The organism is Dietzia sp. B32 (genome assembly GCF_024732245.1).
Taxonomy (GTDB): Bacteria; Actinomycetota; Actinomycetes; order Mycobacteriales; family Mycobacteriaceae; genus Dietzia.
In genome coordinates this window covers 24,459-43,096 of record NZ_CP093845.1, presented here as the reverse complement: position 1 = coordinate 43,096, position 18,638 = coordinate 24,459, and the positions used below count along the sequence as shown (strand labels likewise).

Annotated in this window: 19 protein-coding genes; 4 read left to right on the top strand and 15 right to left on the bottom strand. The window is 71.0% G+C overall.

Annotated elements, in window-relative coordinates:
- Positions 1 to 13: 13 nt before the first annotated feature.
- Positions 14 to 1,225: a trans-acting enoyl reductase family protein gene (locus L8M95_RS00225; protein ID WP_260487351.1), complete on the bottom strand. Its 1,212-nt coding sequence runs from the start codon at positions 1,223 to 1,225 to the stop codon at positions 14 to 16.
- 208 nt (positions 1,226 to 1,433) lie between these two features.
- Here L8M95_RS00225 and L8M95_RS00220 point away from each other — a divergent pair, with 208 nt between their 5' ends.
- On the top strand, positions 1,434 to 1,622 hold the full coding sequence (locus tag L8M95_RS00220) for a hypothetical protein (RefSeq protein WP_260487350.1): 189 nt from the start codon (positions 1,434 to 1,436) through the stop codon (positions 1,620 to 1,622).
- A gap of 88 nt (positions 1,623 to 1,710) precedes the next feature.
- On the opposite strand, the gene purQ is transcribed toward L8M95_RS00220, so the two are convergent.
- The 4 genes from purQ to L8M95_RS00200 form a co-directional block, all read right to left on the bottom strand.
- Positions 1,711 to 2,388, bottom strand: a complete 678-nt coding sequence (purQ, locus tag L8M95_RS00215) for a phosphoribosylformylglycinamidine synthase subunit PurQ (RefSeq protein ID WP_260487349.1) — start codon at positions 2,386 to 2,388, stop codon at positions 1,711 to 1,713.
- Positions 2,385 to 2,639 carry a phosphoribosylformylglycinamidine synthase subunit PurS gene (purS, locus tag L8M95_RS00210; protein WP_260487348.1) on the bottom strand — a complete coding sequence of 85 codons (255 nt, stop codon included), beginning with the start codon at positions 2,637 to 2,639 and terminating at the stop codon, positions 2,385 to 2,387. The genes purQ and purS overlap by 4 nt, the downstream gene beginning before the upstream one ends.
- Before the next feature lie 98 nt (positions 2,640 to 2,737).
- Positions 2,738 to 3,442: a DUF2334 domain-containing protein gene (locus L8M95_RS00205; protein ID WP_260487347.1), complete on the bottom strand. Its 705-nt coding sequence runs from the start codon at positions 3,440 to 3,442 to the stop codon at positions 2,738 to 2,740.
- Positions 3,443 to 3,528: 86 nt separating this feature from the next.
- Positions 3,529 to 4,026: a glutathione peroxidase gene (locus L8M95_RS00200; RefSeq protein WP_260487346.1), complete on the bottom strand. Its 498-nt coding sequence runs from the start codon at positions 4,024 to 4,026 to the stop codon at positions 3,529 to 3,531.
- A gap of 63 nt (positions 4,027 to 4,089) precedes the next feature.
- On the opposite strand from L8M95_RS00200, the gene L8M95_RS00195 reads away from it, so the two are divergent.
- Both L8M95_RS00195 and L8M95_RS00190 read left to right on the top strand, forming a co-directional pair.
- A complete protein-coding gene (locus L8M95_RS00195; RefSeq protein WP_260487345.1) occupies positions 4,090 to 4,368 on the top strand; it encodes a helix-turn-helix transcriptional regulator in 279 nt (92 codons plus the stop codon).
- Entirely contained in the window at positions 4,365 to 4,916 is a 552-nt protein-coding gene (locus L8M95_RS00190; RefSeq protein ID WP_260487344.1) for a hypothetical protein, read from the top strand. The genes L8M95_RS00195 and L8M95_RS00190 overlap by 4 nt, the downstream gene beginning before the upstream one ends.
- Positions 4,917 to 5,038: 122 nt before the next feature.
- Here the strand turns inward: L8M95_RS00190 and L8M95_RS00185 are convergent, their stop codons facing one another.
- From L8M95_RS00185 to L8M95_RS00140, 10 genes are all read right to left on the bottom strand, one after another.
- Positions 5,039 to 7,297, bottom strand: a complete 2,259-nt coding sequence (locus L8M95_RS00185) for a S9 family peptidase (protein WP_260487343.1) — start codon at positions 7,295 to 7,297, stop codon at positions 5,039 to 5,041.
- Positions 7,294 to 8,187, bottom strand: coding sequence for a phosphoribosylaminoimidazolesuccinocarboxamide synthase (locus L8M95_RS00180; protein WP_260487342.1), 894 nt, complete (start codon positions 8,185 to 8,187; stop codon positions 7,294 to 7,296). The genes L8M95_RS00185 and L8M95_RS00180 overlap by 4 nt, the downstream gene beginning before the upstream one ends.
- Positions 8,188 to 8,258: 71 nt before the next feature.
- The gene (locus L8M95_RS00175; RefSeq protein WP_260487341.1) at positions 8,259 to 9,122 is read right to left on the bottom strand and encodes an alpha/beta hydrolase; all 864 of its coding nucleotides are present in this window, start codon (positions 9,120 to 9,122) and stop codon (positions 8,259 to 8,261) included.
- A gap of 54 nt (positions 9,123 to 9,176) precedes the next feature.
- Positions 9,177 to 9,374, bottom strand: coding sequence for a hypothetical protein (locus L8M95_RS00170; RefSeq protein WP_069389286.1), 198 nt, complete (start codon positions 9,372 to 9,374; stop codon positions 9,177 to 9,179).
- 100 nt (positions 9,375 to 9,474) lie between these two features.
- Entirely contained in the window at positions 9,475 to 10,914 is a 1,440-nt protein-coding gene (gene purB / locus L8M95_RS00165; protein WP_260487340.1) for an adenylosuccinate lyase, read from the bottom strand.
- Positions 10,915 to 10,936: 22 nt separating this feature from the next.
- Complete coding sequence (locus L8M95_RS00160; protein WP_181694274.1) at positions 10,937 to 11,080, bottom strand: hypothetical protein; 144 nt, start codon at positions 11,078 to 11,080, stop codon at positions 10,937 to 10,939.
- A 63-nt stretch (positions 11,081 to 11,143) separates the two neighbouring features.
- On the bottom strand, positions 11,144 to 12,319 hold the full coding sequence (locus tag L8M95_RS00155) for an aminotransferase class I/II-fold pyridoxal phosphate-dependent enzyme (RefSeq protein WP_260487339.1): 1,176 nt from the start codon (positions 12,317 to 12,319) through the stop codon (positions 11,144 to 11,146).
- A 53-nt stretch (positions 12,320 to 12,372) separates the two neighbouring features.
- A complete protein-coding gene (locus L8M95_RS00150; protein ID WP_260487338.1) occupies positions 12,373 to 14,040 on the bottom strand; it encodes an SLC13 family permease in 1,668 nt (555 codons plus the stop codon).
- An 89-nt stretch (positions 14,041 to 14,129) separates the two neighbouring features.
- Positions 14,130 to 15,584, bottom strand: a complete 1,455-nt coding sequence (locus tag L8M95_RS00145; RefSeq protein WP_260487337.1) for a family 43 glycosylhydrolase — start codon at positions 15,582 to 15,584, stop codon at positions 14,130 to 14,132.
- Positions 15,585 to 15,679: 95 nt separating this feature from the next.
- Positions 15,680 to 17,311, bottom strand: a complete 1,632-nt coding sequence (locus tag L8M95_RS00140; RefSeq protein WP_260487336.1) for an AMP-binding protein — start codon at positions 17,309 to 17,311, stop codon at positions 15,680 to 15,682.
- A gap of 164 nt (positions 17,312 to 17,475) precedes the next feature.
- Between L8M95_RS00140 and L8M95_RS00135 the strand changes: the two genes are divergently transcribed.
- Complete coding sequence (locus L8M95_RS00135) at positions 17,476 to 18,615, top strand: acyl-CoA dehydrogenase family protein (RefSeq protein WP_260487335.1); 1,140 nt, start codon at positions 17,476 to 17,478, stop codon at positions 18,613 to 18,615.
- Positions 18,616 to 18,638: the final 23 nt, after the last annotated feature.

Sequence of the window (18,638 nt, the reverse complement as noted above, 5' to 3'; positions counted from 1 at the left end):
GAGCACTCCCGGGTCAGGTCGACAGGACCTCGAACGTCAGACCGCCGCGCTGGACGCGGTCGAGGAGGGCGTCGCCCATGGCCTGTGCCGTGGTGAGCTGACCCGAGAGCGCGGGCAGCTCGTCGAACGCCAGGCACAGCGCGGACTCGGCGAGCATCATCGAGGTCTCCGTGTACCCCGGGTCGCCTCCCGAGACACGCGTGACGACCCGACGGCCACCGGCCAGCGCGACGAAGGTGACGTCGAACGAGGACCGGGCCCGCCGGGACTCGCTCGGCCCCGCACCCCGGTCGATCCGCTTGAGGATCTGTGAACGCAGGGGGCCGATCTGGGAACCGAGCGCGACCGCGCCGACACCGACCATCCCGGCCGTGGCGGTGACGGGCGAGCCGACCGAGGCGTAGTGCGAGTAGGTGAAGTCCGGGCCGTAGCTGTCGAGGGCTGCGGCGGAGCGCAGGACGACCTGGGGGTCGATGGTCGGCAGCGGCACGAGCCACCGACCCAGCACGCTGTCGCGGTGCGGCTTGCCCTGGACCGACTTGATCCGACGGCCGGCGACCTTGCCCTCCTTCTGCCGCCGGAGCCGGGCGGTCTTCGCCGCGTCCCGCAGGCGCGCGAACTGCCCGATGGCCGAGTGGAAGGTCCCGCCGGAGAACTGGGCGTCCGCGTACACGGCCCCGTAGACCACCGCGGGCACGCCCTCGGGCACCTGCTTCATGGTGTAGAAAACGCCCAGGTCGTGGGGGATCGAGTCGAATCCACAGGCGTGGACGATCCGTGCGCCGGAGGCCACGGCCGCGTCGTGGTACTCGAGGTACATGCGGTCGACGAACTCGGGCTCACCGGTCAGGTCCACGTAGTCGGTGCCGGCGTCGGCGCAGGCGGCGACCAGCGGCTCGCCGTATTCGAGATACGGGCCGACGGTGGTGATGACGACCCGGGCCGACCGTGCCATCTCGTCCAGCGACCGCGCGTCGTCGGTGTCGGCGACGACGACCCCGGGCGCGGGGACGTCGGGCATCTCGCTCGCCAGTCGCGCGACGATCGCGTCGAGCTTCGTCCGGTTACGGCCGGCGACCGCCCAGGAGCCGCCCACCGGCATGTTCTGCATGAGGTACTCGGCGACGAGGCCCCCGGTGAAGCCGGTCGCACCGTAGAGCACGATGTCGAACGGACGGTCGGCCTTGTCGGAGGCCGAGGCGGGCTGGCTGTGTGCTTCGCTCATTCCACGGTTCTACCGCATCGACGGCGCCCGGCGAGCGACGCAGGGGTCGCGAGAGGATTCGAGTGTCGGAAGTGACGTCTGTCACTGATGTGAAGAAAGTTGAACAAACGACCACCACGGGGGTGCAAAATCATCTCGCGCGCGCGACCACCCGGGTCGCCGCACCTCGCCCCGATCATGTCGGAGCGAATTTCTTAAAGGAGACCCCATGGACCTCACCGGTTCGATCGCCGAATTCACCACCCCCCTCAGCGCGGAGTTCTCCGGCAGCCTGCCGGAGACCGGCTCGTCGGCCATCGACACGCTCGTCGGTGCCGCGTTCCTCCTCCCGAACCTGCTCCTGGGCCTCATCGGCAGCTTCGGCGCCGACCTGGGCAGCACGGGCGGCCTCGCCTGATCAGGCGCAACACCGAAGGGCCCGCCGGGAGCAATCCCAGCGGGCCCTTCGCTATGGCGTCGGCGCCGTGCGGCGCCCGAATTCGGACCTAGACCTTCACGACCGTGTCCAGCGCGGACAGGAACAGTCCCAGCCCGTCGTCGGAGGGGCCGGTCAGCGGGTCGATCGCATGCTCGGGGTGCGGCATGAGGCCCACCACGCGCCCGTTGGCGGAGCTGATGCCCGCGATGTTGTTGGTGGATCCGTTGGGGGCGTCGCTCGCGAAGCGGAAGACCACGCGCCCCTCGCCCTCGAGCTGCTCGATGGTCTCGGGCGTGGCCATGTAGCGCCCCTCGCCGGACTTGAGAGGAATGAGGATCTCGGCACCCTGCTCGAACCGGGAGGTCCAGGCGGTGCCGTTGTTCTCCACCCGCAGCCACTCGTCACGGCAGATGAAGTGCATGTCGCGGTTGCGTCCCATGGCGCCGGGGAGCAGTCCGGCCTCGCACAGGATCTGGAAGCCGTTGCAGATGCCCAGGACGGGCATGCCACCCTTGGCTGCCGAGATGACCTCACCCATGACGGGGGCCATCGAGGCGATCGCGCCGCAGCGAAGGTAGTCGCCGTAGGAGAAACCGCCGGGGACCACCACCGCGTCGACGCCCTTGAGGTCCGCGTCGTCGTGCCACAGCGAGACGGCCTCGCCGCCGGCCCGGGTGATGGCGCGAGAGGCGTCGATGTCGTCGAGAGTGCCGGGGAAGGTGATGACGCCGATCCGTGCGGTCACGAGGCCGCCTCCGCGGTGTCCACGCGGACGACCTTCCAGTCCTCGATCACCGTGTTGGCCAGCAGCGACGAGGCGATCTCCTCGAGCTCGGCGTCCGACACACCGTCGGCGACCTCGAGCTCGAACCGCTTGCCCTGCCGGACGTCGGTGACGCCGCCGTGGCCCAGGCGGCCGAGCGCTCGGTGGATGGCCTGACCCTGCGGATCGAGGATTTCGGCCTTGGGCATGACTTCGACGACGACTCGGGCCACGGTGGGATCTCCTCGATCGGACGGCTACGCGGGACGGTCCCGGACCGGCCGGGACTCACCGCCCGATCCTACCCGCCGCTGATCGCGGGACCGAAAGCTCACGCGGCGCCCACGAGCGCGACCGGGGACCACTCGTACCGGGCGACCTGCGCGCCGCGCTCGCCGGCCACCAGATCGACCGCGTCGAGCAGCGCCGCCCGGGGCGCCCGCCGCGAGAGTTGCGTGGCCGAGATGTTGAGCCGGACGAGCCCACCGGCCCCGGCGGTGCGTCCGGCCGCGGCGACGAGTGCCCGGCACCACCAGCCGTCGGCGACGAAGCCCTCCCCGATCGAGAGCGCCCGACCCCGCTGGGTGGTGCCGCGGACCACGTCGTGGACACCGGCCAGTGCGGCGCACACCCGGAAGCCAGCCCCGGGCAGGGCCTTGAGGCATCCGGGTGAGGCGTTCCAGCGGGGCGGCGCGAACACCCGGGTCCGCAGGCCCATCTCGGCCATGAGCCGGTCGGCGGCGGCGAGGCGCACGGCCGCCTCGGCGGGTCCGATGGAGGCGAACTCGGGCCTGCGCGGCTTGGTCGCGGCGTCGTCGTAGCCGCCCAGCACGATCGCGTCGCCCTGCGCGCGGCGGTGCCGCAGCCAGTCCTGGGTGCCCGCGTCCTCGGCGAGCCGGTACTCGTGCCCTCGCCGTGGCGCCACGAGAAGGGAGACGGGCACGGAACGTCGCTCGAGCTCACCGACCAGGTCGACGGCGTCGTCGAGGGTGGTGTCGCGGAGCCCGGAGACCGAGACGATGAGGCGCGGTGTCATGCGGCCATCGTGTCAGGGAGGGGTGACCAGGCGACGACGGCGAGGTGTACGCCACGTTGCCGGGCCCGATATCGCTGCACACGCCCTCAGATCGGAAGTGTCTCCTCGAGCGCTTCCACCAGTTCGGGGGCACCGGGCTCGACCTTGGGACGGAACCGCGCCACGACCTCCCCCTCGGGCGAGAGCAGGAACTTCTCGAAGTTCCACTGAACGTCCCCCGCCTCACCGTCGGAATCGGCGGTCTTAGTCAGCTCGGCGTAGAGCGGGTGGCGGTCGGGGCCGTTCACGTCGACCTTGGCCGCGAGCGGGAAGGTGATCCCGTACTTGCCGGAGGTGAACTCCTTGATGGTGTCCTCGTCCCCGGGCTCCTGGCCCATGAACTGGTTGCACGGGAACCCGAGGACGAAGAGCCCGCGGTCGCGGTAGTCATCCGCCAGCTCCTGCAAGCCCTCGTACTGCGGTGTGAGGCCGCACTCGCTGGCGACGTTGACCACGAGGACCGCGTGACCCGCGTAGTCGGAGAGGCTCGCCTGCTCGCCGTCGATGGTGGTGAAGGAGATGTCGTGGACGCTTCCGCTGCTCATGTGACCCAGCCTACTCGGTCCCGGCCATTGACAAATCGTTGGGTTTTCCCAACACTTAGATACATGAGCCCAGTCCGAAGGGGAGAAAAGCTCCCCATCCACAACCGGATCGCCGTGCTGCGGGCCGAACACCGCCTGAGCCGGGCGGCGCTCGCCGAGCAGATCGAGGTCAACCCCCAGACCGTGGGGGCCCTCGAGAGAGGCGATCACTACCCGAGCCTGGATCTGGCCTTCCGGATCTGCGCGGTCTTCGACCTGCCCGTCGAAGCCGTCTTCTCCCGCGAGGAGTTCCAGCCGATGTCCGCCGAGATCTACCGCCGCACCCGAGAGGACCGATCATGACCAGCTACCGCGTCGACACCCTCACCCGATCCGAGCAGCGCTTCGAGAGGATGCAGACCCGGACGGAGGGCAGACTCCCGTCGTGGAGGACCCCGGCACGTCGCCGACTGCTCGTCCGCCTGAACTGGGCGAGCCTTGCGTTCATGGCCACGATCGCGGTGGCGGGCTACTTCTGGTTCCCGATCATCCTGGCCTGGCTCCCCATGACCGTGGTGATCTGCGTCGTCTGGACGATGTTGCGCATCACCATCGACTCCAAGGACACCGCCCCCGCCCGATACCTGGACGAGTTCGAACTGGCGACGCTCCTGGAGGCACGCTCGCGGGCGCTCTCGCTGGTCACCGGCGGACTGTTCGTGATCTCGATGGTGCTGATCTTCGGCTCGAGCTTGGAGATCGGAGACGGGCACCGGCTCGCCTACATGATGGGCGGTCTGGGCATCCTCACGTTCCTCGCCGGTGCCGTCATCCCCGCCGCCGCGATGGCGGGCACCATGGCCCCCGAGAGCCCGGACGACGTCGCGGAGCCCACTCCCGACGGGCACTGACGGGCACTGACCGGCGTCGCCGAGCACGGCCGCGCGCAATCACTGCAGCCGCACACGAATTCTTGTGTGCGGCTGCAGTGATTGCGCGCGGATGCCGGGATAAGTGGGGCGGCGCGTCCGGCCTAGCCTGCGCCGGCCGTGCGGACCGTCCACGCGTACTCGAAGGCGGTCTGACGCCACCGCTCGTAGCGTCCGGACACTCCCCCGTGCCCCGCGCTCATCTCGCAGCGCAGAAGCACCGGCCGGTCCGTCGAGTTCGCCGACGGGGCCACGGCGCGCAGCTTGGCCACCCACTTGGCGGGCTCCACGTACAGCACCCGGGTGTCGTTGAGAGAGGTCACCGCGAGGATCGCCGGGTAGTCCCTGGCCTCGATGTTCTCGTACGGAGCGTAGGAGGCCATGTATTCGTAGACCTCCTCCGAGTGCAGCGGATCGCCCCACTCGTCCCACTCGATCACCGTCAGCGGCAGCTCCGGCATGAGGATCGAGGTGAGCGGGTCGACGAACGGGACCACGGCCTGGATCCCCGCGAACAGCTCGGGGGCGAGGTTGGCCACTGCGCCCATGAGCAGTCCCCCGGCGCTGCCGCCCTCGGCCACCAGACGGTCCGGCGCGGTGAGCCCCGAGTCGATCAGGTGGCGGGCGCAGTCGACGAAGTCGGTGAAGGTGTTGCGCTTGGTGAGCGTCTTGCCGTTCTCGTACCAGAGACGCCCCATCTCGCCGCCCCCGCGGACGTGGGCGACGGCGTACGCCATACCCCGGTCGAGCAGCGAGAGCCTGGCCACCGAGAACGCGGGGTCGATGCTGGTCTCATACGAGCCGTAGCCGTACAGCAGAGTCGGCACCTGCTCACCGGCGTCGACGCGGGCGGCGGTGTCGGTGGACATCACCAGCGAGATCGGTACCCGGGTGCCGTCGATGGCCGTGGCCCAGTCCCGGCGCTGCACGAACCCGCTCGGGTCGTACCCGCCGAGCACCTCCTGCTCGCGCAGCAGCGTTCGCTCGCCGGAAGCCAGGTCGAGCGAGTAGACGCGACCCGGAGTGACGAACGAACCGAAGCCGAACCGCAGGACCGGTGCGTCCCACTCCGGGTTGGACCCGGGCCCGGAGGTGAACAGCTCCTCGTCGAACTCGACTGGTTCGAACCGGGAATACGCCTCCACCCCGGCCGTGGACTCCCGGTCGAGAGGCATCAGCCCGAAGCGCGGCAGCGCCCCCTCCCGGTAGCCCAGCACCAGGACCCGCGCGAAGGCGTCCACGCCCTCCAGTCGGACGTCGTCCCGGTGGGCCACCAGCGTGCGCAGGTCGCCGAAGTCGCCCTCGACCGGCCCGACCGGCGCCTCGACGATCTCGGAGTTCGGCGCACCGTCGTTGTGGGTGATGATGAACCGGTCCTCGCCGCCCACCACGGCGTGCTCGACGTCGTACTCGACGCCCTCCTGCCGGGGCCGGACGCACCAGAACTCGCCGGCGGGATCGTCGGCGTCGAGGCACCACACCTCCGTGGTGATCTTGGACCCCGCCGCTATCTGCAGGAACTTCTCGCTGCGTGTCTCGCCGACCCCGATCCAGTAGGACTCGTCGGGCTCGTGGAACACCTTGTCGTCGTCGTCCCTCGTCGTGCCCAGCCGGTGACGCCAGACCGTGTCCGGCCGCCAGGCGTCGTCGACCGTCACGTAGAAGACATACCGGCCGTCGCGGGACCACGTCACCCCGGCCGCGATGCCGGAGATCTCCTCGTCGGGGGCCGTGTAGTCCGGGTCGAGCGAACGGAAGCGCAGCGTGTACCGCTCGTCGCCCTCGGTGTCGGTGGCCCAGGCCAGGGCCCGCCCGTCATGGCTCACCGAGAACGCGCCCAGAGCGAAGTAGTCGTGCCCCTCCGCCTCGGCGTTGCCGTCGAGGAGCAGCTGCTCTCCCGGGAGTTCCACGCCCGGGGAGACCTCCGGCGGGGCCCAGCCCTCGGGATCCGACGGGTCGTCGATGTACCGCTGCGGGACCGGGACCCGGCAGTGGCGCGCGTACGACCGGCCCTCCTCGGTGCGCGAGAAGTACCACCAGCCGCCCGCGCGCACGGGCACCGACATGTCGGTCTCCTTGACGCGGGATCGGATCTCCTCGTAGACCTCGTCCTCCAACGGCTTGAGGTCGGCGGTCATCGCGTCGGTGTACGCGTTCTCCGCCTCGAGGTATGCGCGCGTCGCGGGGGCGTCCTTGTCGCGCAGCCACTCGTAGTCGTCGACGAAGACGCGGCCGTGGTGCTCACGCCGGTGCGGTCGACGCTCGGCCTGCGGCGGCGTGGGCGGCTGTCCCGTGTTGGCCGCGGTGGCCGCGGTGCCGGTGCTGGCGGGGGCGACGACGTCGGTCGTGTCCGGAGTGCTCACGCGTCGTCACCGCCGATCCAGTCGGAGAACGACAGACCGGAGATGCGCTCGTACGCCTCGATGTAGCGGGCCCGGGTCGCGTCCACGACCTCCTGCGGCAGCGCCGGCGGCGGCGTGTCGGCATCCTTGTTCCACCCCGCCTCGGGGCCGGTGAGCCAGTCCCTGACGTACTGCTTGTCGAAGCTGGGCTGCACGCGCCCCGGGGCGTACCCGTCAGCGGGCCAGTACCGCGACGAGTCGGGGGTGAGCACCTCGTCGGCGAGGATCAGCTCCCCGTCCGCGAGCCCGAACTCGAACTTGGTGTCCGCGAGCAGCACACCGCGGTCGGCGGCGATCTCCGCGGCCCGTGAGTAGATGTCGAGCGTGGCCGACCGCAGACGCTCGGCGAGCTCGGCCCCGACGATCCCGGTGAGCTGATCGAACGAGATGTTCTCGTCGTGGTCCCCCACCGCCGCCTTGGTGGCCGGGGTGAAGATCGGCTCGGGCAGCCGGCTGGCCTCGACCAGCCCGCCGGGCAGCTCGATGCCACAGACCGTCCCCGACTGCCGGTACTCGACGATGCCCGACCCGGTGAGGTACCCACGGGCCACACACTCGGCCTGCACCATGTCGAGTCGGCGCACGACCATCGCACGCCCCAGTACCTCGGCCGGGATGCGCTCGTCGTCGAGCGGCCCGGCGAGGTGGTTGGGTACGTCCAGCACGTCGAAGAAATACGCGCTCATCGCGGTGAGCACGCGACCCTTGTCGGGAATGGGCGTGCCGAGGATGTGGTCGTAGGCGGAGATCCGGTCGGTGGCCACCAGGAGCAGCGTCTCGTCGTCGACCTCGTACAGCTCGCGGACCTTCCCTGAGACGAGGTGGCGGTAGGAAGAGAGATCGGGTCGCATGACGGCCAGAGTAGCCGGAGGCCCACGTCCCGAGTCGAGACCGTCGGACCCCCACCCGTCCGTGGTCGACCTCAGCCCAGGCGGGCCCCGAGCCACTCCTCCAACGCCGCGTACGCGTCATCGGCGCACAGGTCGTTGAACAACTCGTGGCGGCCGCCCTCGAACTCCCGGTAGGTGATCTCCGGTCGCGGGTCGTGGTCCGAGCCGGCGATCTGCGCGAAGCGGCGTGCGCCGGACGGATAGGTGATGGTGTCGGCGGAACCGTTGAGGACGAGCGTCGGCAGCCTCAGCGTTCTCGAGCGCTCGATGAGCCGGAGCCCGCCGGCGAGCATCGTCCCCGCGGACAGTGCCGGCACGCCCTTGTGGTGGACCAGGGGGTCGGAGGTGTAGTTCGCCACGTACTCGGGCACCCGAGAGATGTCGTTCGGGTCGAGCTTCTCGACGGGCAGGAACGGCAGGAGACGAGCGATCACGGGCGCCGCCGCGCGCAGCGGTGCCGGGGTCCCCTCCCCCACGACGAGACCGGGCGAGGAGAGGATGAGTCCCTTGAGGTCCCACGGCCGACGGAGCGCGGACTCCCCGGCGATCAGACCGCCCATCGAATGCCCCATCAGCAGTCGGGGCAGGGACTGCGCCCCGTCGCCCTCGGCCGAACGACTCCACTCCACCACCGCGTCGCGGACCGCCAGATTGTCGTGGATGTGCGTCTCGACGGACACCTTGGCGCGCGGCCCGGGCGCCGTGCCGTGTCCGCGCAGATCGTAGGTGGCCACGCTGATGCCACGGTCCGTGAGGAAACGGATGGTCCGCCCGTAGCGGCCGGAGTGCTCGCCGAATCCGTGCACGAGCACCAGCAGCGCCCGGGGCTGCTCGGCATGGTGCACGGTCGCCTGCAGACCGGAGGTGCCGGGGACGGGGATCGTGGTCTGACGCATGGCACCCACACTAGTGCCGGCCCGCCCCGGGCAGAGGCCGATCGCGCCGGGGCCTCAGATCCCGAGCTGGTCCAGGATGAGGCTGCCCGCGCCGAGCGGCATCAGCGAGAACGCGATCGGAACGTAGAACTGCTGCATGAACGCCCCCGGGTCGATCCCGACAGCCGAACTGGCGGTGGCGAGCCCGGCCTGGATCATCCCGAACACGTCGTACAGTGCGCCCCCGAGGGAGCCGCTGGGCCTGGTGACCATATCCGTGGTCCTTTCCTGTCACTCCGCGGCGGGAGAACCCCGCTGCAGTCGGTGTACAGGACCTATCGGGCGCGAGGCCCGGTGGGTTACGGAGAGGGTGTCAGAGGATCGAGCCCGGGGCGTAACCGGCGGCCTCCGGGTGCCGGGCAACGAGGGCCTCGACGCGGGCCGCAACCGCGTCCACCTGGCCACCGGCGGCACCGACGAACGCGGCCCGGTCGGCCAGCGCCTCCTCCAGCGCGGCGCGATCCAGCGGAAGACGGTCGTCGGCGGCGAGCCGGTCCAGCAGATCGGGTTCGCGCCCCTCCTCGCGCATGGCCAGAGCGACGGCCACCGCGTTCTCCTTGATCGCCTCGTGGGCGACCTCACGCCCGACCCCGGCGCGCACCGCGGCCATGAGGACCTTGGTGGTGGCGAGGAACGGCAGGTACCGCTGGAGTTCCTTGTCGATCACCGCGGGGTACGCCCCGAACTCGTCCAGCACGGTCAGGAACGTCTCGAACATGCCGCCCAGGGCGAAGAACGCGTCCGGTAGCGCCACGCGACGCACCACGGAGCAGAAGACGTCGCCCTCGTTCCACTGCGCGCCCGCGAGCTCGGCCGCCATGGAGCCGTACCCGCGCAGCACCACCTGGAGACCGTTGACGCGCTCGCAGGAGCGGGTGTTCATCTTGTGCGGCATGGCGGACGAGCCGACCTGGCCCGGCTGGAAACCCTCGGTGACCAGCTCGTGCCCGGCCATGAGCCGGATGGTCTGGGCCAACGACGAGGGGCCGGCGCCGAGCTGCACCAACGCCGAGACCACCTCGTGGTCCAACGACCGCGGGTAGACCTGGCCGACCGAGTCGAACGTGCGGGAGAACCCGAGGTGCTCCGCGATCCGACCTTCGAGCTCGGACATCTTGGCGGCGTCGCCACCGAGGAGGTCGAGCATGTCCTGCGCCGTTCCCATGGGCCCCTTGATCCCGCGCAGGGGATACCGGGCGAGCAGCGACTCGACCCGCTCGAGCGCGACCAGCAGCTCGTCCGCCGCGGAGGCGAAGCGCTTGCCCAGAGTGGTGGCCTGAGCGGCGACGTTGTGGCTGCGCCCGGCCATCACGGTGTCGCGGTGGGCGACGGCGTGCTCGGCCAGACGCCGGACCGCGGCGACGCCCCGGTCGCGGACGAGCTCGAGGGACCGCACCACCTGGAGCTGCTCGACGTTCTCGGTGAGGTCGCGGCTCGTCATGCCCTTGTGGATGTGCTCGTGTCCGGCGAGGTCGTTGAACTCCTCGATGCGGGCCTTGACGTCGTGCCGGGTGACGCGCTCACGCTCGGCGATCGAGCCGAGGTCCACACGGTCGATCACCGCCTCGTAGTCCTCGATCACGCCGTCGGGGACGTCGATCCCCAGGTCGCGCTGGGCGCGCATCACCGCGATCCACAGCTGCCGCTCGAGCACGATCTTGTGCTCGGCGGACCACAGCGTGGCCAGGTCGGCGCTCGCGTAGCGCGAGGCGAGGACGTTGGAAATGCGGGGCTTGCTGTTCTGGGCGGTCACGCTCCCCAGTATCGCAGCCCGGTCAGGAGATCATCGAGCCACCGGTGGACCCGGCGAGGATCTCACGGGCGTTGAGGTAGACCTGCTCCACCGTGAGCGGGGCCTGCAGCAGCAGCCACGGCCGGGTGAAGTAGACGATGCCGGTGATGATCTCGACGGAACCCATGCGCCGACGGTAGCGCTCGTCGGCCTCCCACGGGGGAGGTTCCCACGGCGGCCGGACCCGCGGCTACGGGGCGAGCACGGCCTCCAGCCGGTCCAAGGCCTCGGCGATCTCCTCGGTGCCGCCGGCGAAGCTCAGCCGGACGGTGTGGCGGCCGTCGACGGTGTCGAAGTCCACGCCCGGCGTCAACGCGACCCCGGTCCGTTCGAGCACCTCGGCGCACCACGCCACCGAGTCGTCGGTCCAGCGTGAGGCGTCGAAGTACGCGTAGAACGCGCCATCGGGCGGGGCGATCTCCCCCACGCCCAGCTCCCCCAGCCGACGCAGCACGAGATCGCGGTTGCGGGCGTACCGCTCCACGTGGCCGTCCAGCTCCGCGGCGGAGGCCTCGGTAAACGCTGCCACGGCGGCGAACTGGGCGTCGGCGGGCGGACAGATGGTGAGATTGCCGATCAACCGGTCCACGGGGTCCCGCAGGTACTCCGGCAGCAGCATCCAGCCGATCCGCCAGCCGGTCATGGAGAAGTACTTGGACACCGAGCCCATCACCACGGCCTCGCGGCTGGTCTGCCACGCGCTCGCGCACCGGCGGCCGTAGGTGACGCCGTGGTAGATCTCGTCGCTGATGAGCAGCGTGCCGTGGGCCTCGCACCAGCGCGCGAGGGCCTCGAGTTCGTCCGCGTCGATGATGGTGCCGGTGGGGTTGGCGGGGCTGGCCACGATGAGGCCGGCCGGGGCGTGCCCCAGCTCGGCCGTCACCGCCTCGAGTTGCGCGACGGTGGGTTGGTACCGGGTCTCGTGGCCGCAGGCGATCTCGTGGACCCGGCACCCCAGCGCCTGGAGCGTGTTGCGGTAGGCGGGGTACCCGGGGCGCGCCATGACGACGGTGTCGCCGGGGTCGAATGCCGCGAGGAACAGGACGGTGAAGCCGCCCGAGGAGCCGGTGGTGACGACGACGTCGTCGGCCGTCACGTCCACCCCGTCCCGTCGCCGGTGGTACCCCGCGATCGCCTCGCGCAGCGGCCGGATGCCCAGCGCCTCGGTGTAGCCGAGGATCTCGGTGTCCAGGGCGTGGCGCGCGGCCGCCAGCACGGGGCCGGGGGCCGGGGTCGAGGGCTGCCCCGCGCACAGCGAGATGACGTCCCCGTGCGTCTCCTGCCGCCGCGCTGCTGCGGCGAGGACGCTCATGACGTGGAACGGCTCGACGGCCGAACGGCGGGAGGGTTCACGTGCGACGGACATGCCCCGACGCTATCGCGCCGGTCGGACCGCCAGACCGTCAGACCGTCAGACGGTCAGACGGTCAAGCCGAAAACCCACACCAGCAGCGTCATGGTCACCGCGGTGATGGCGATCAGCCCGAACAGGTTGAGCCAGATCCCGCCGCGGATCATCTGCCCGATCGTCACGTAACCCGAGCCGTAGGCGATGGCGTTGGGCGGCGTCGCAACCGGGAGCATGAAGGCGCACGTGGCGGCGAGCGCGACCGGCACGGCGAGCAGCATCGGGTCCAGGTCGAGACCCAGGGCGACGCCGCCGGCCACGGGCAGGAACGTCGCCGCGGTGGCGGTGTTGCTGGTCAGCTCGGTGAGGAGCAGGATCCCGCCCGCGGCCACGATGACCAGCAGGATGATCGGCAGGCCTCCCAGCGCCCCGGCCTGCTCGCCAATCCACCCGGTGAGCCCGGAGCCGGAGAACTGCGCGGACAGCGCCAGGCCACCGCCGAAGAGCAGCAGCACTCCCCACGGCAGTTCCAGGGCCGCATCCCAGGTGAGCAGCCTCACCCCACGCTTCGTCCCGGCCGGCAGCAGGAACAGCAGGAGCCCGGCGGCGAGCGCGATGCCGGCATCCGAGATGGGAGGGTCCTCCCACACCAGGGGCACGGCCACCCAGGCGACCGCCGCCGCGACGAACACCGCCAGGACCCGGCGCTCGCCGGACGAGGTCGGGCCGAGTTTGCCCAGTTCGTCGTTGAACAGCTTCCGGCCGCCGGGGATCTCGTCCATCTCGGGCCGGAACAGCACCTTGGTGAGCAGGAACCAGGTGAACACGAGCATGACCACGGCCAGCGGCAGACCGACCAGCATCCACCGGCCGAAGCCCAGCAGGATGTCGTGCTCCCGCTCGAGGTACCCGGCGAGCAGGGTGTTGGGCGGGGTGCCGATGATCGTGGCCAGGGATCCGACCGACGCCGCGTAGGCGATGCCCAGCATCAGCGCGGTGCCGAAATTCGACCGGATCACCGCTTCCTTCACCTCGTCGGAATTCGGATCGGACGAGGCGTCCATCCGGGGCATCGCGTCCTCGCCGTCGTCACCCCTCCCCCCGCCACCACCGAGCTCGGAGGCGAGCATCAGCACCGACACCCCGATCGGGAGCATCATCACCGCCGTGGCCGTGTTGGACACCCACATGCTCAGGAACCCGGTGGCGATCATGAACCCGGCCACCACGCGCGTCGACCGGGTACCCATCGCGCGCACCGTGAGCAGCGCTATCCGCCGGTGCAGGTTCCAGCGCTGCATGGCGATCGCGATGAGGAAGCCACCCATGAACAGGAAGATGATGTTGTTGCCGTACTCGGCGCCCACGTCGTTGACCGAGACGTCCTCACCCAGGACGGGGAAGACGATGAGCGGCACCAACGCGGTGGCGGGGATGGGGATGCACTCGGTCATCCACCAGATGCCCAGGAGCACGGCGACCGCCGCGGTGAGGCGCGCGTTGTGTTCGAGATCGCCCGGCATGACCAGGTACACGAGCGCGGCCGCCGCCAGCCCGGCGACGGTGCCGATCACGCTGCGGATGAACTCGCCCCGCGGCACCGCGGGGTCGAGTTCGCCGGGTGACTTCTGGTCGATCTCCATCCCGCGGTCGGGGTCCGGCTCCAGACCCCTCAGGTGCGGTGCCATCACGATCCTGCGGTCGTCTGTGCCGCCCGCGTCCGTGCCCCCGCCGGTCATGGCCCACTCCCTCCGCCGGTCACCCCGACGCCCACCGGCGGGGTGCTCTGGCGATCACGGTAACCCCGGGAAGGCGGCCTCACATCCGATCAGGAGCCCGACGATCCGATCGGAACGGATCCGAGTGCGCCGGACCCGAGCGACAGGCTGCCGTCCGGAGCGACCTCGAGGCCGAACACCGCCAGCTCCTGCGCCGCGCCGCCGACGGCCCCGATCGAGACCACGAGTTCGTGGCGGCCCGGGGCGAGCGGCGCGGCCGGCCGGAGCGTCAGCGGGCGGTCCACCGACGCCCCGGCGCCCACGCTCACCGGGACGGCCGGCAGGTCCCCGGCGTCGGTGACGATCGGCAGTTCGAGCCGCCGCTTGTCCGGACCGGTGATGGTGACACGGACCTCGCCGGAGTACGCGGAACCGGTGGAGGCGACCCGCACCGAGAGGTCGAGCACCTCGCCGTCGTCGCCCTGTCGCAGCGACGCCTCCCCCACCGCGGTGAGGCGGACGGGGAGCGCCACCACCGGATCGGTGGGCCTCGACTCCGACGGGGTCCCGTCCCCGACGACCGGCCAGCCGCCCACCCAGTCCAGCCGGTCGAGCATCATGTAGCGCCGCTGCACGCCGCTGGGCAGCACGGCGCTGCCGCGCGGCGCGGCGTGGTAGAGCATCCAGTCCCGGCCGGCGTCGTCGGTGGCCACGTCCACGTGCCCCGGGCCCACCCAGTCGGCGTCACCGCGCAGGATGACGTCACCGGGAAGGGGCTCGCCCGGCGCCTGCACCAACGGGCGCCCGGCCCTGTCCTCGTACGGTCCGAACAGTCCGTCGGCGCGGCCACCCAGCACGCGGTACTGCGAGGCCTCCCCGTCGCAACACAGCCCGGCACTGGTGAACAGGTGCGTGCGCCCCTGACGGGTGACCACGGCCGGGGCCTCCACGCCTGTGCCGGCGACGAGCACGGGGTCGCCGTCCAGCGCTGTGCCGGTGGCGTTCATCGGCACCGCGTGGATGCCCTCGAAGTTCCCCATGAGCATCACCGGGCCGGCGTCGGTGACCACGACCTCGGGGTCCATCGGGTCCAGGTCCTGATACGGCTCCGGGGCACCGTGGCAGACAATCGGCGCCGGATCGTGCGCCCACGGGCCCCCGATGTCGGGCGCGGTGGCCCGGCCGATACAGGGCGCTGGGCCCCCGGTCGTGTAGTACATGACGGCGCCCGTGGCGGTGAGGTGCACGTCGGGCGCCCACAGGAACGAGCCGGACGGGGCCCACGCGGGCGGGGCGGCGAACGCGTCACCCACGTACTCCCACTCCACCAGGTCGAAGGACCGGAAGTGCGGGATGAGCCGGCGCCCGGCACCGTCGCCCCAGTCGTCGGAGGTCGCGTGGACGTGGAAAGCCCCGTCGGCCCCGCGCTGCACGGAGGGGTCGGGGGCGACCGAGGAGATCACCGGGTTGGCCGCCGCCGTCGCCGCGAGGGTCGCCGAGGCGATAGGGACGACGACGACGAGCGCCGCGGACACGAGAGCACGGGCAGCCGCCGCCGGTTTCATGTGCTGAGGGTAGACCCGTCACGGGGTGTGTGAACCGCGTTCACCGCGTTCGGTCGGGGCGGAGCCGCCGGTGGCAGCGTGCGGCGCGGGCCGCCTCAGGCCTGTCCGGCGCGCTCCTTGCGCAGCAGGAACCGCTGGATCTTGCCCGAGGGGGTCTTGGGCAGCTCGCGGACGAAGTGGATCCGGCGCGGGAAGGCGTGGGCCGCGAACTCCGTCTTGACCCACTTCTGCAGCCCGGCCTCGGCCTCCGGGCCGCCCTCCACGCCGTCGCGCAGCACCACGTACGCCTCCAGCACCTCGCCGGCCAGCTCGTCGGGCACGCCGATGACCGCCGACTCGAGCACGTCGGGGTGCTTGGCCAGGACGGACTCCACGTCGAACGGGCCGATGCGGTACCCGGACATGATGATGACGTCGTCGTCGCGGCTCGAGAAGTAGAAGTGGCCGTCGGCGTCGAGCTTGGCGGCGTCGCCGGTGTAGTACCAGCGTCCGTCCGGGCTGAACCGCTCGGCGGTCTTCTCCGGGGCCTGGTGGTAACCGGTGAACCACATGAGGGGGCTGGCGGGCACGTCGATCGCCACGCGGCCCAGCTCGCCCACGGGGGCGGGCTCGTCGGCGTCGGCGGCGAGCACGGTGCAGGACCAGCCCGGCAACGGCACGCCCATCGAACCCGGACGGACGTCCTCGCGCAGCGAATCGTGCCAGGGGTTGATGATGAACATGCCGTGCTCGGTCTGGCCGTACTGGTCGCGCACCTCGACGCCGAACTGCTCGGTCGACCACTCGATCACCTCGGGGGTGAGCGGCTCACCGGCGGCCGATGCGCGGCGGAGCTTGACGTCGGCCGGCGCGATGTCCCGCTTGGCCCGCATGGTGCGGTAGACCGTCGGCGCGGCCGCGAAGTTGGTGACGTGGAAGAACTGCAGCACAGCGAAGGCGAGTTCCGGGCTGTAGCGGGCGTGCAGCAGCAGGCTCCGGCGCCCCACCGCCAGCGGCCCGAGGATCCCGTAGTACAGGCCGTAGGCCCAGCCCGGGTCGGCGCCGTTCCAGAACACGTCGTCGGCCCGCACGTCCAGGCCGGTCTCGATGTACTGGTGGAACGCGGCCAGGGCGCGCACCGGCACGACGACGCCCTTCGGGGTGCCGGTGGTGCCGGAGGTGAACAGCATGACCAGGCCGGCGTCCGGGCCGGTGACCGCGGCGGCGAGGCCGGGCTGCTGGGCGGCGGTGATCGTGGCCAGGTCGAGGTCACCGTCACGGGCCTCGGGGCAGTCCGACAACCCGGCGACCACGACCGGTACGGACACGCTCTCGAGCTTGCCGCGCTGATCGGCATCGGAGACGATCACCCTGGCGTCGCCGCCGGTGATGCGCATCTCGATGGCCGGCCACGCGAACGCGGTGAACAACGGCATGTGCACGGCGCCCAGGCGCCAGATGCCCATGAGGGTGAAGACCAGGTCGGCGGACTTGGACATCAGCGTCGCGACCCGGTCCCCCTCGCCCACGCCGAGCTCGGCCAGCGCCGCGGCGACCTTCTCGCTCTCGGTCCGCAGCTCGCCGTAGGTGATGTCGCGCCCGGACAGGTCCGGGTCGATGACGGTGAACGCCACCGCGTCGGGATCGTGACGGTCACAGAGGAACTCCGCGGCGCTCGCGCCGGGGACGTCGTAGATCGCCAGCAGCTGTTCCGGCGACAGGGGAGTGGACGCGGTGTTCTCGGTCATACCGCCAGATTGTGGTGCAGGTGACCCACGTCGCACCAGCGGCACCCACCAACGGGCACCCCCGGTATCGGGGCTGGGCCGCCCGGGTGGTGACGGTGCACTCTAATGGGAGACGACCGAACCCGGGGACCACGTGGTCCCCTCTTCGCACCCGGAGGATTCCCATGGCCGTGGACCGCCTGCTCCCCAGCGACGAGGCATACGAACTCCTCGAGATGACGCGCTCCGTCGCGGACAAGCTCCTCGAACCGATCGCCGCCGAGCACGAGCGCAACCACACCTACCCGGAGGGCCTGTTCGCCCAGCTCGGCGAGGTCGGACTGCTTGGGCTGCCCTACCCCGAGGAGTTCGGCGGCGGCGACCAGCCGTACGAGGTGTACCTCCAGGTCCTGGAGGAGCTCGGGGCCCGTTGGGCGGCGGTCGCCGTGGCGACCAGCGTGCACGGCCTGTCCTGCTTCCCGCTCGCCACCGCCGGGACCGACGAGCAGAAGGCCGAGTGGCTGCCGGGGATGCTCGCCGGCGAGCAGATCGGCGCATACTCGCTGTCCGAGCCCCAGGCCGGGTCGGACGCCGCCGCCCTGCGGTGCCGGGCGGAACGAGAGGGCGACGCTTTCGTGGTCAACGGCACCAAGTCGTGGATCACCCACGGCGGGATCGCCGATGTCTACAACACCTTCGTCCGCACCGGAGAGGGCTCCCGCGGGATCTCGTGCCTGCTCATCCCGCGCGAGACCGAGGGCCTGCACTTCGGGAAGCCCGAGGACAAGATGGGCCTCAACGGTGTCCCCACCACCACCGCCTCGTACGAGGGCGCCCGGGTCGACGCGGGCCGCCTGCTCGGCGCGGAGGGCGACGGCCTGCGGATCGCGTTCTCCGCCCTGGACTCGGGCCGCCTCGGGATCGCCGCGGTCGCCACCGGCATCGCGCAGCGCGCGCTCGACGACGCGGTCGCCTACGCGAACGAGCGCGAGGCGTTCGGCAAGACGATCATCGGGCACCAAGGGCTCGGCTTTCTCCTCGCCGACATGGCCGCCGCGGTCGCCTCGGCCCGCGCCTCCTACCTCGACGCGGCGCGCCGAAAGGACGCCGGCCGCCCGTATTCGCGCGAGGCCTCGATCGCCAAGCTCACCGCCACCGACGCCGCCATGAAGGTGACGACCGACGCGGTGCAGGTCCTCGGCGGCGTGGGCTACACGCGCGAGTTCCCGGTCGAGCGGTACATGCGCGAGGCCAAGATCACCCAGATCTTCGAGGGCACCAACCAGATCCAGCGACTGGTGATCGCTCGGAGCCTCGCCGGCTGAGCCCGCGCCGGGGGTTCCGCGCG

Coding starts and splice junctions, on each gene's coding strand:
- L8M95_RS00225 (WP_260487351.1), bottom strand. CDS start 1,225: ATGAGCGAAGCACACAGCCAGCCCGCCTCGGCCTCCGACAAGGCCGAC.
- L8M95_RS00220 (WP_260487350.1), top strand. CDS start 1,434: ATGGACCTCACCGGTTCGATCGCCGAATTCACCACCCCCCTCAGCGCG.
- L8M95_RS00205 (WP_260487347.1), bottom strand. CDS start 3,442: ATGACACCGCGCCTCATCGTCTCGGTCTCCGGGCTCCGCGACACCACC.
- L8M95_RS00200 (WP_260487346.1), bottom strand. CDS start 4,026: ATGAGCAGCGGAAGCGTCCACGACATCTCCTTCACCACCATCGACGGC.
- L8M95_RS00195 (WP_260487345.1), top strand. CDS start 4,090: ATGAGCCCAGTCCGAAGGGGAGAAAAGCTCCCCATCCACAACCGGATC.
- L8M95_RS00190 (WP_260487344.1), top strand. CDS start 4,365: ATGACCAGCTACCGCGTCGACACCCTCACCCGATCCGAGCAGCGCTTC.
- L8M95_RS00180 (WP_260487342.1), bottom strand. CDS start 8,187: ATGCGACCCGATCTCTCTTCCTACCGCCACCTCGTCTCAGGGAAGGTC.
- L8M95_RS00175 (WP_260487341.1), bottom strand. CDS start 9,122: ATGCGTCAGACCACGATCCCCGTCCCCGGCACCTCCGGTCTGCAGGCG.
- L8M95_RS00170 (WP_069389286.1), bottom strand. CDS start 9,374: ATGGTCACCAGGCCCAGCGGCTCCCTCGGGGGCGCACTGTACGACGTG.
- L8M95_RS00160 (WP_181694274.1), bottom strand. CDS start 11,080: ATGGGTTCCGTCGAGATCATCACCGGCATCGTCTACTTCACCCGGCCG.
- L8M95_RS00155 (WP_260487339.1), bottom strand. CDS start 12,319: ATGTCCGTCGCACGTGAACCCTCCCGCCGTTCGGCCGTCGAGCCGTTC.
- L8M95_RS00150 (WP_260487338.1), bottom strand. CDS start 14,040: ATGACCGGCGGGGGCACGGACGCGGGCGGCACAGACGACCGCAGGATC.
- L8M95_RS00145 (WP_260487337.1), bottom strand. CDS start 15,584: ATGAAACCGGCGGCGGCTGCCCGTGCTCTCGTGTCCGCGGCGCTCGTC.
- L8M95_RS00140 (WP_260487336.1), bottom strand. CDS start 17,311: ATGACCGAGAACACCGCGTCCACTCCCCTGTCGCCGGAACAGCTGCTG.
- L8M95_RS00135 (WP_260487335.1), top strand. CDS start 17,476: ATGGCCGTGGACCGCCTGCTCCCCAGCGACGAGGCATACGAACTCCTC.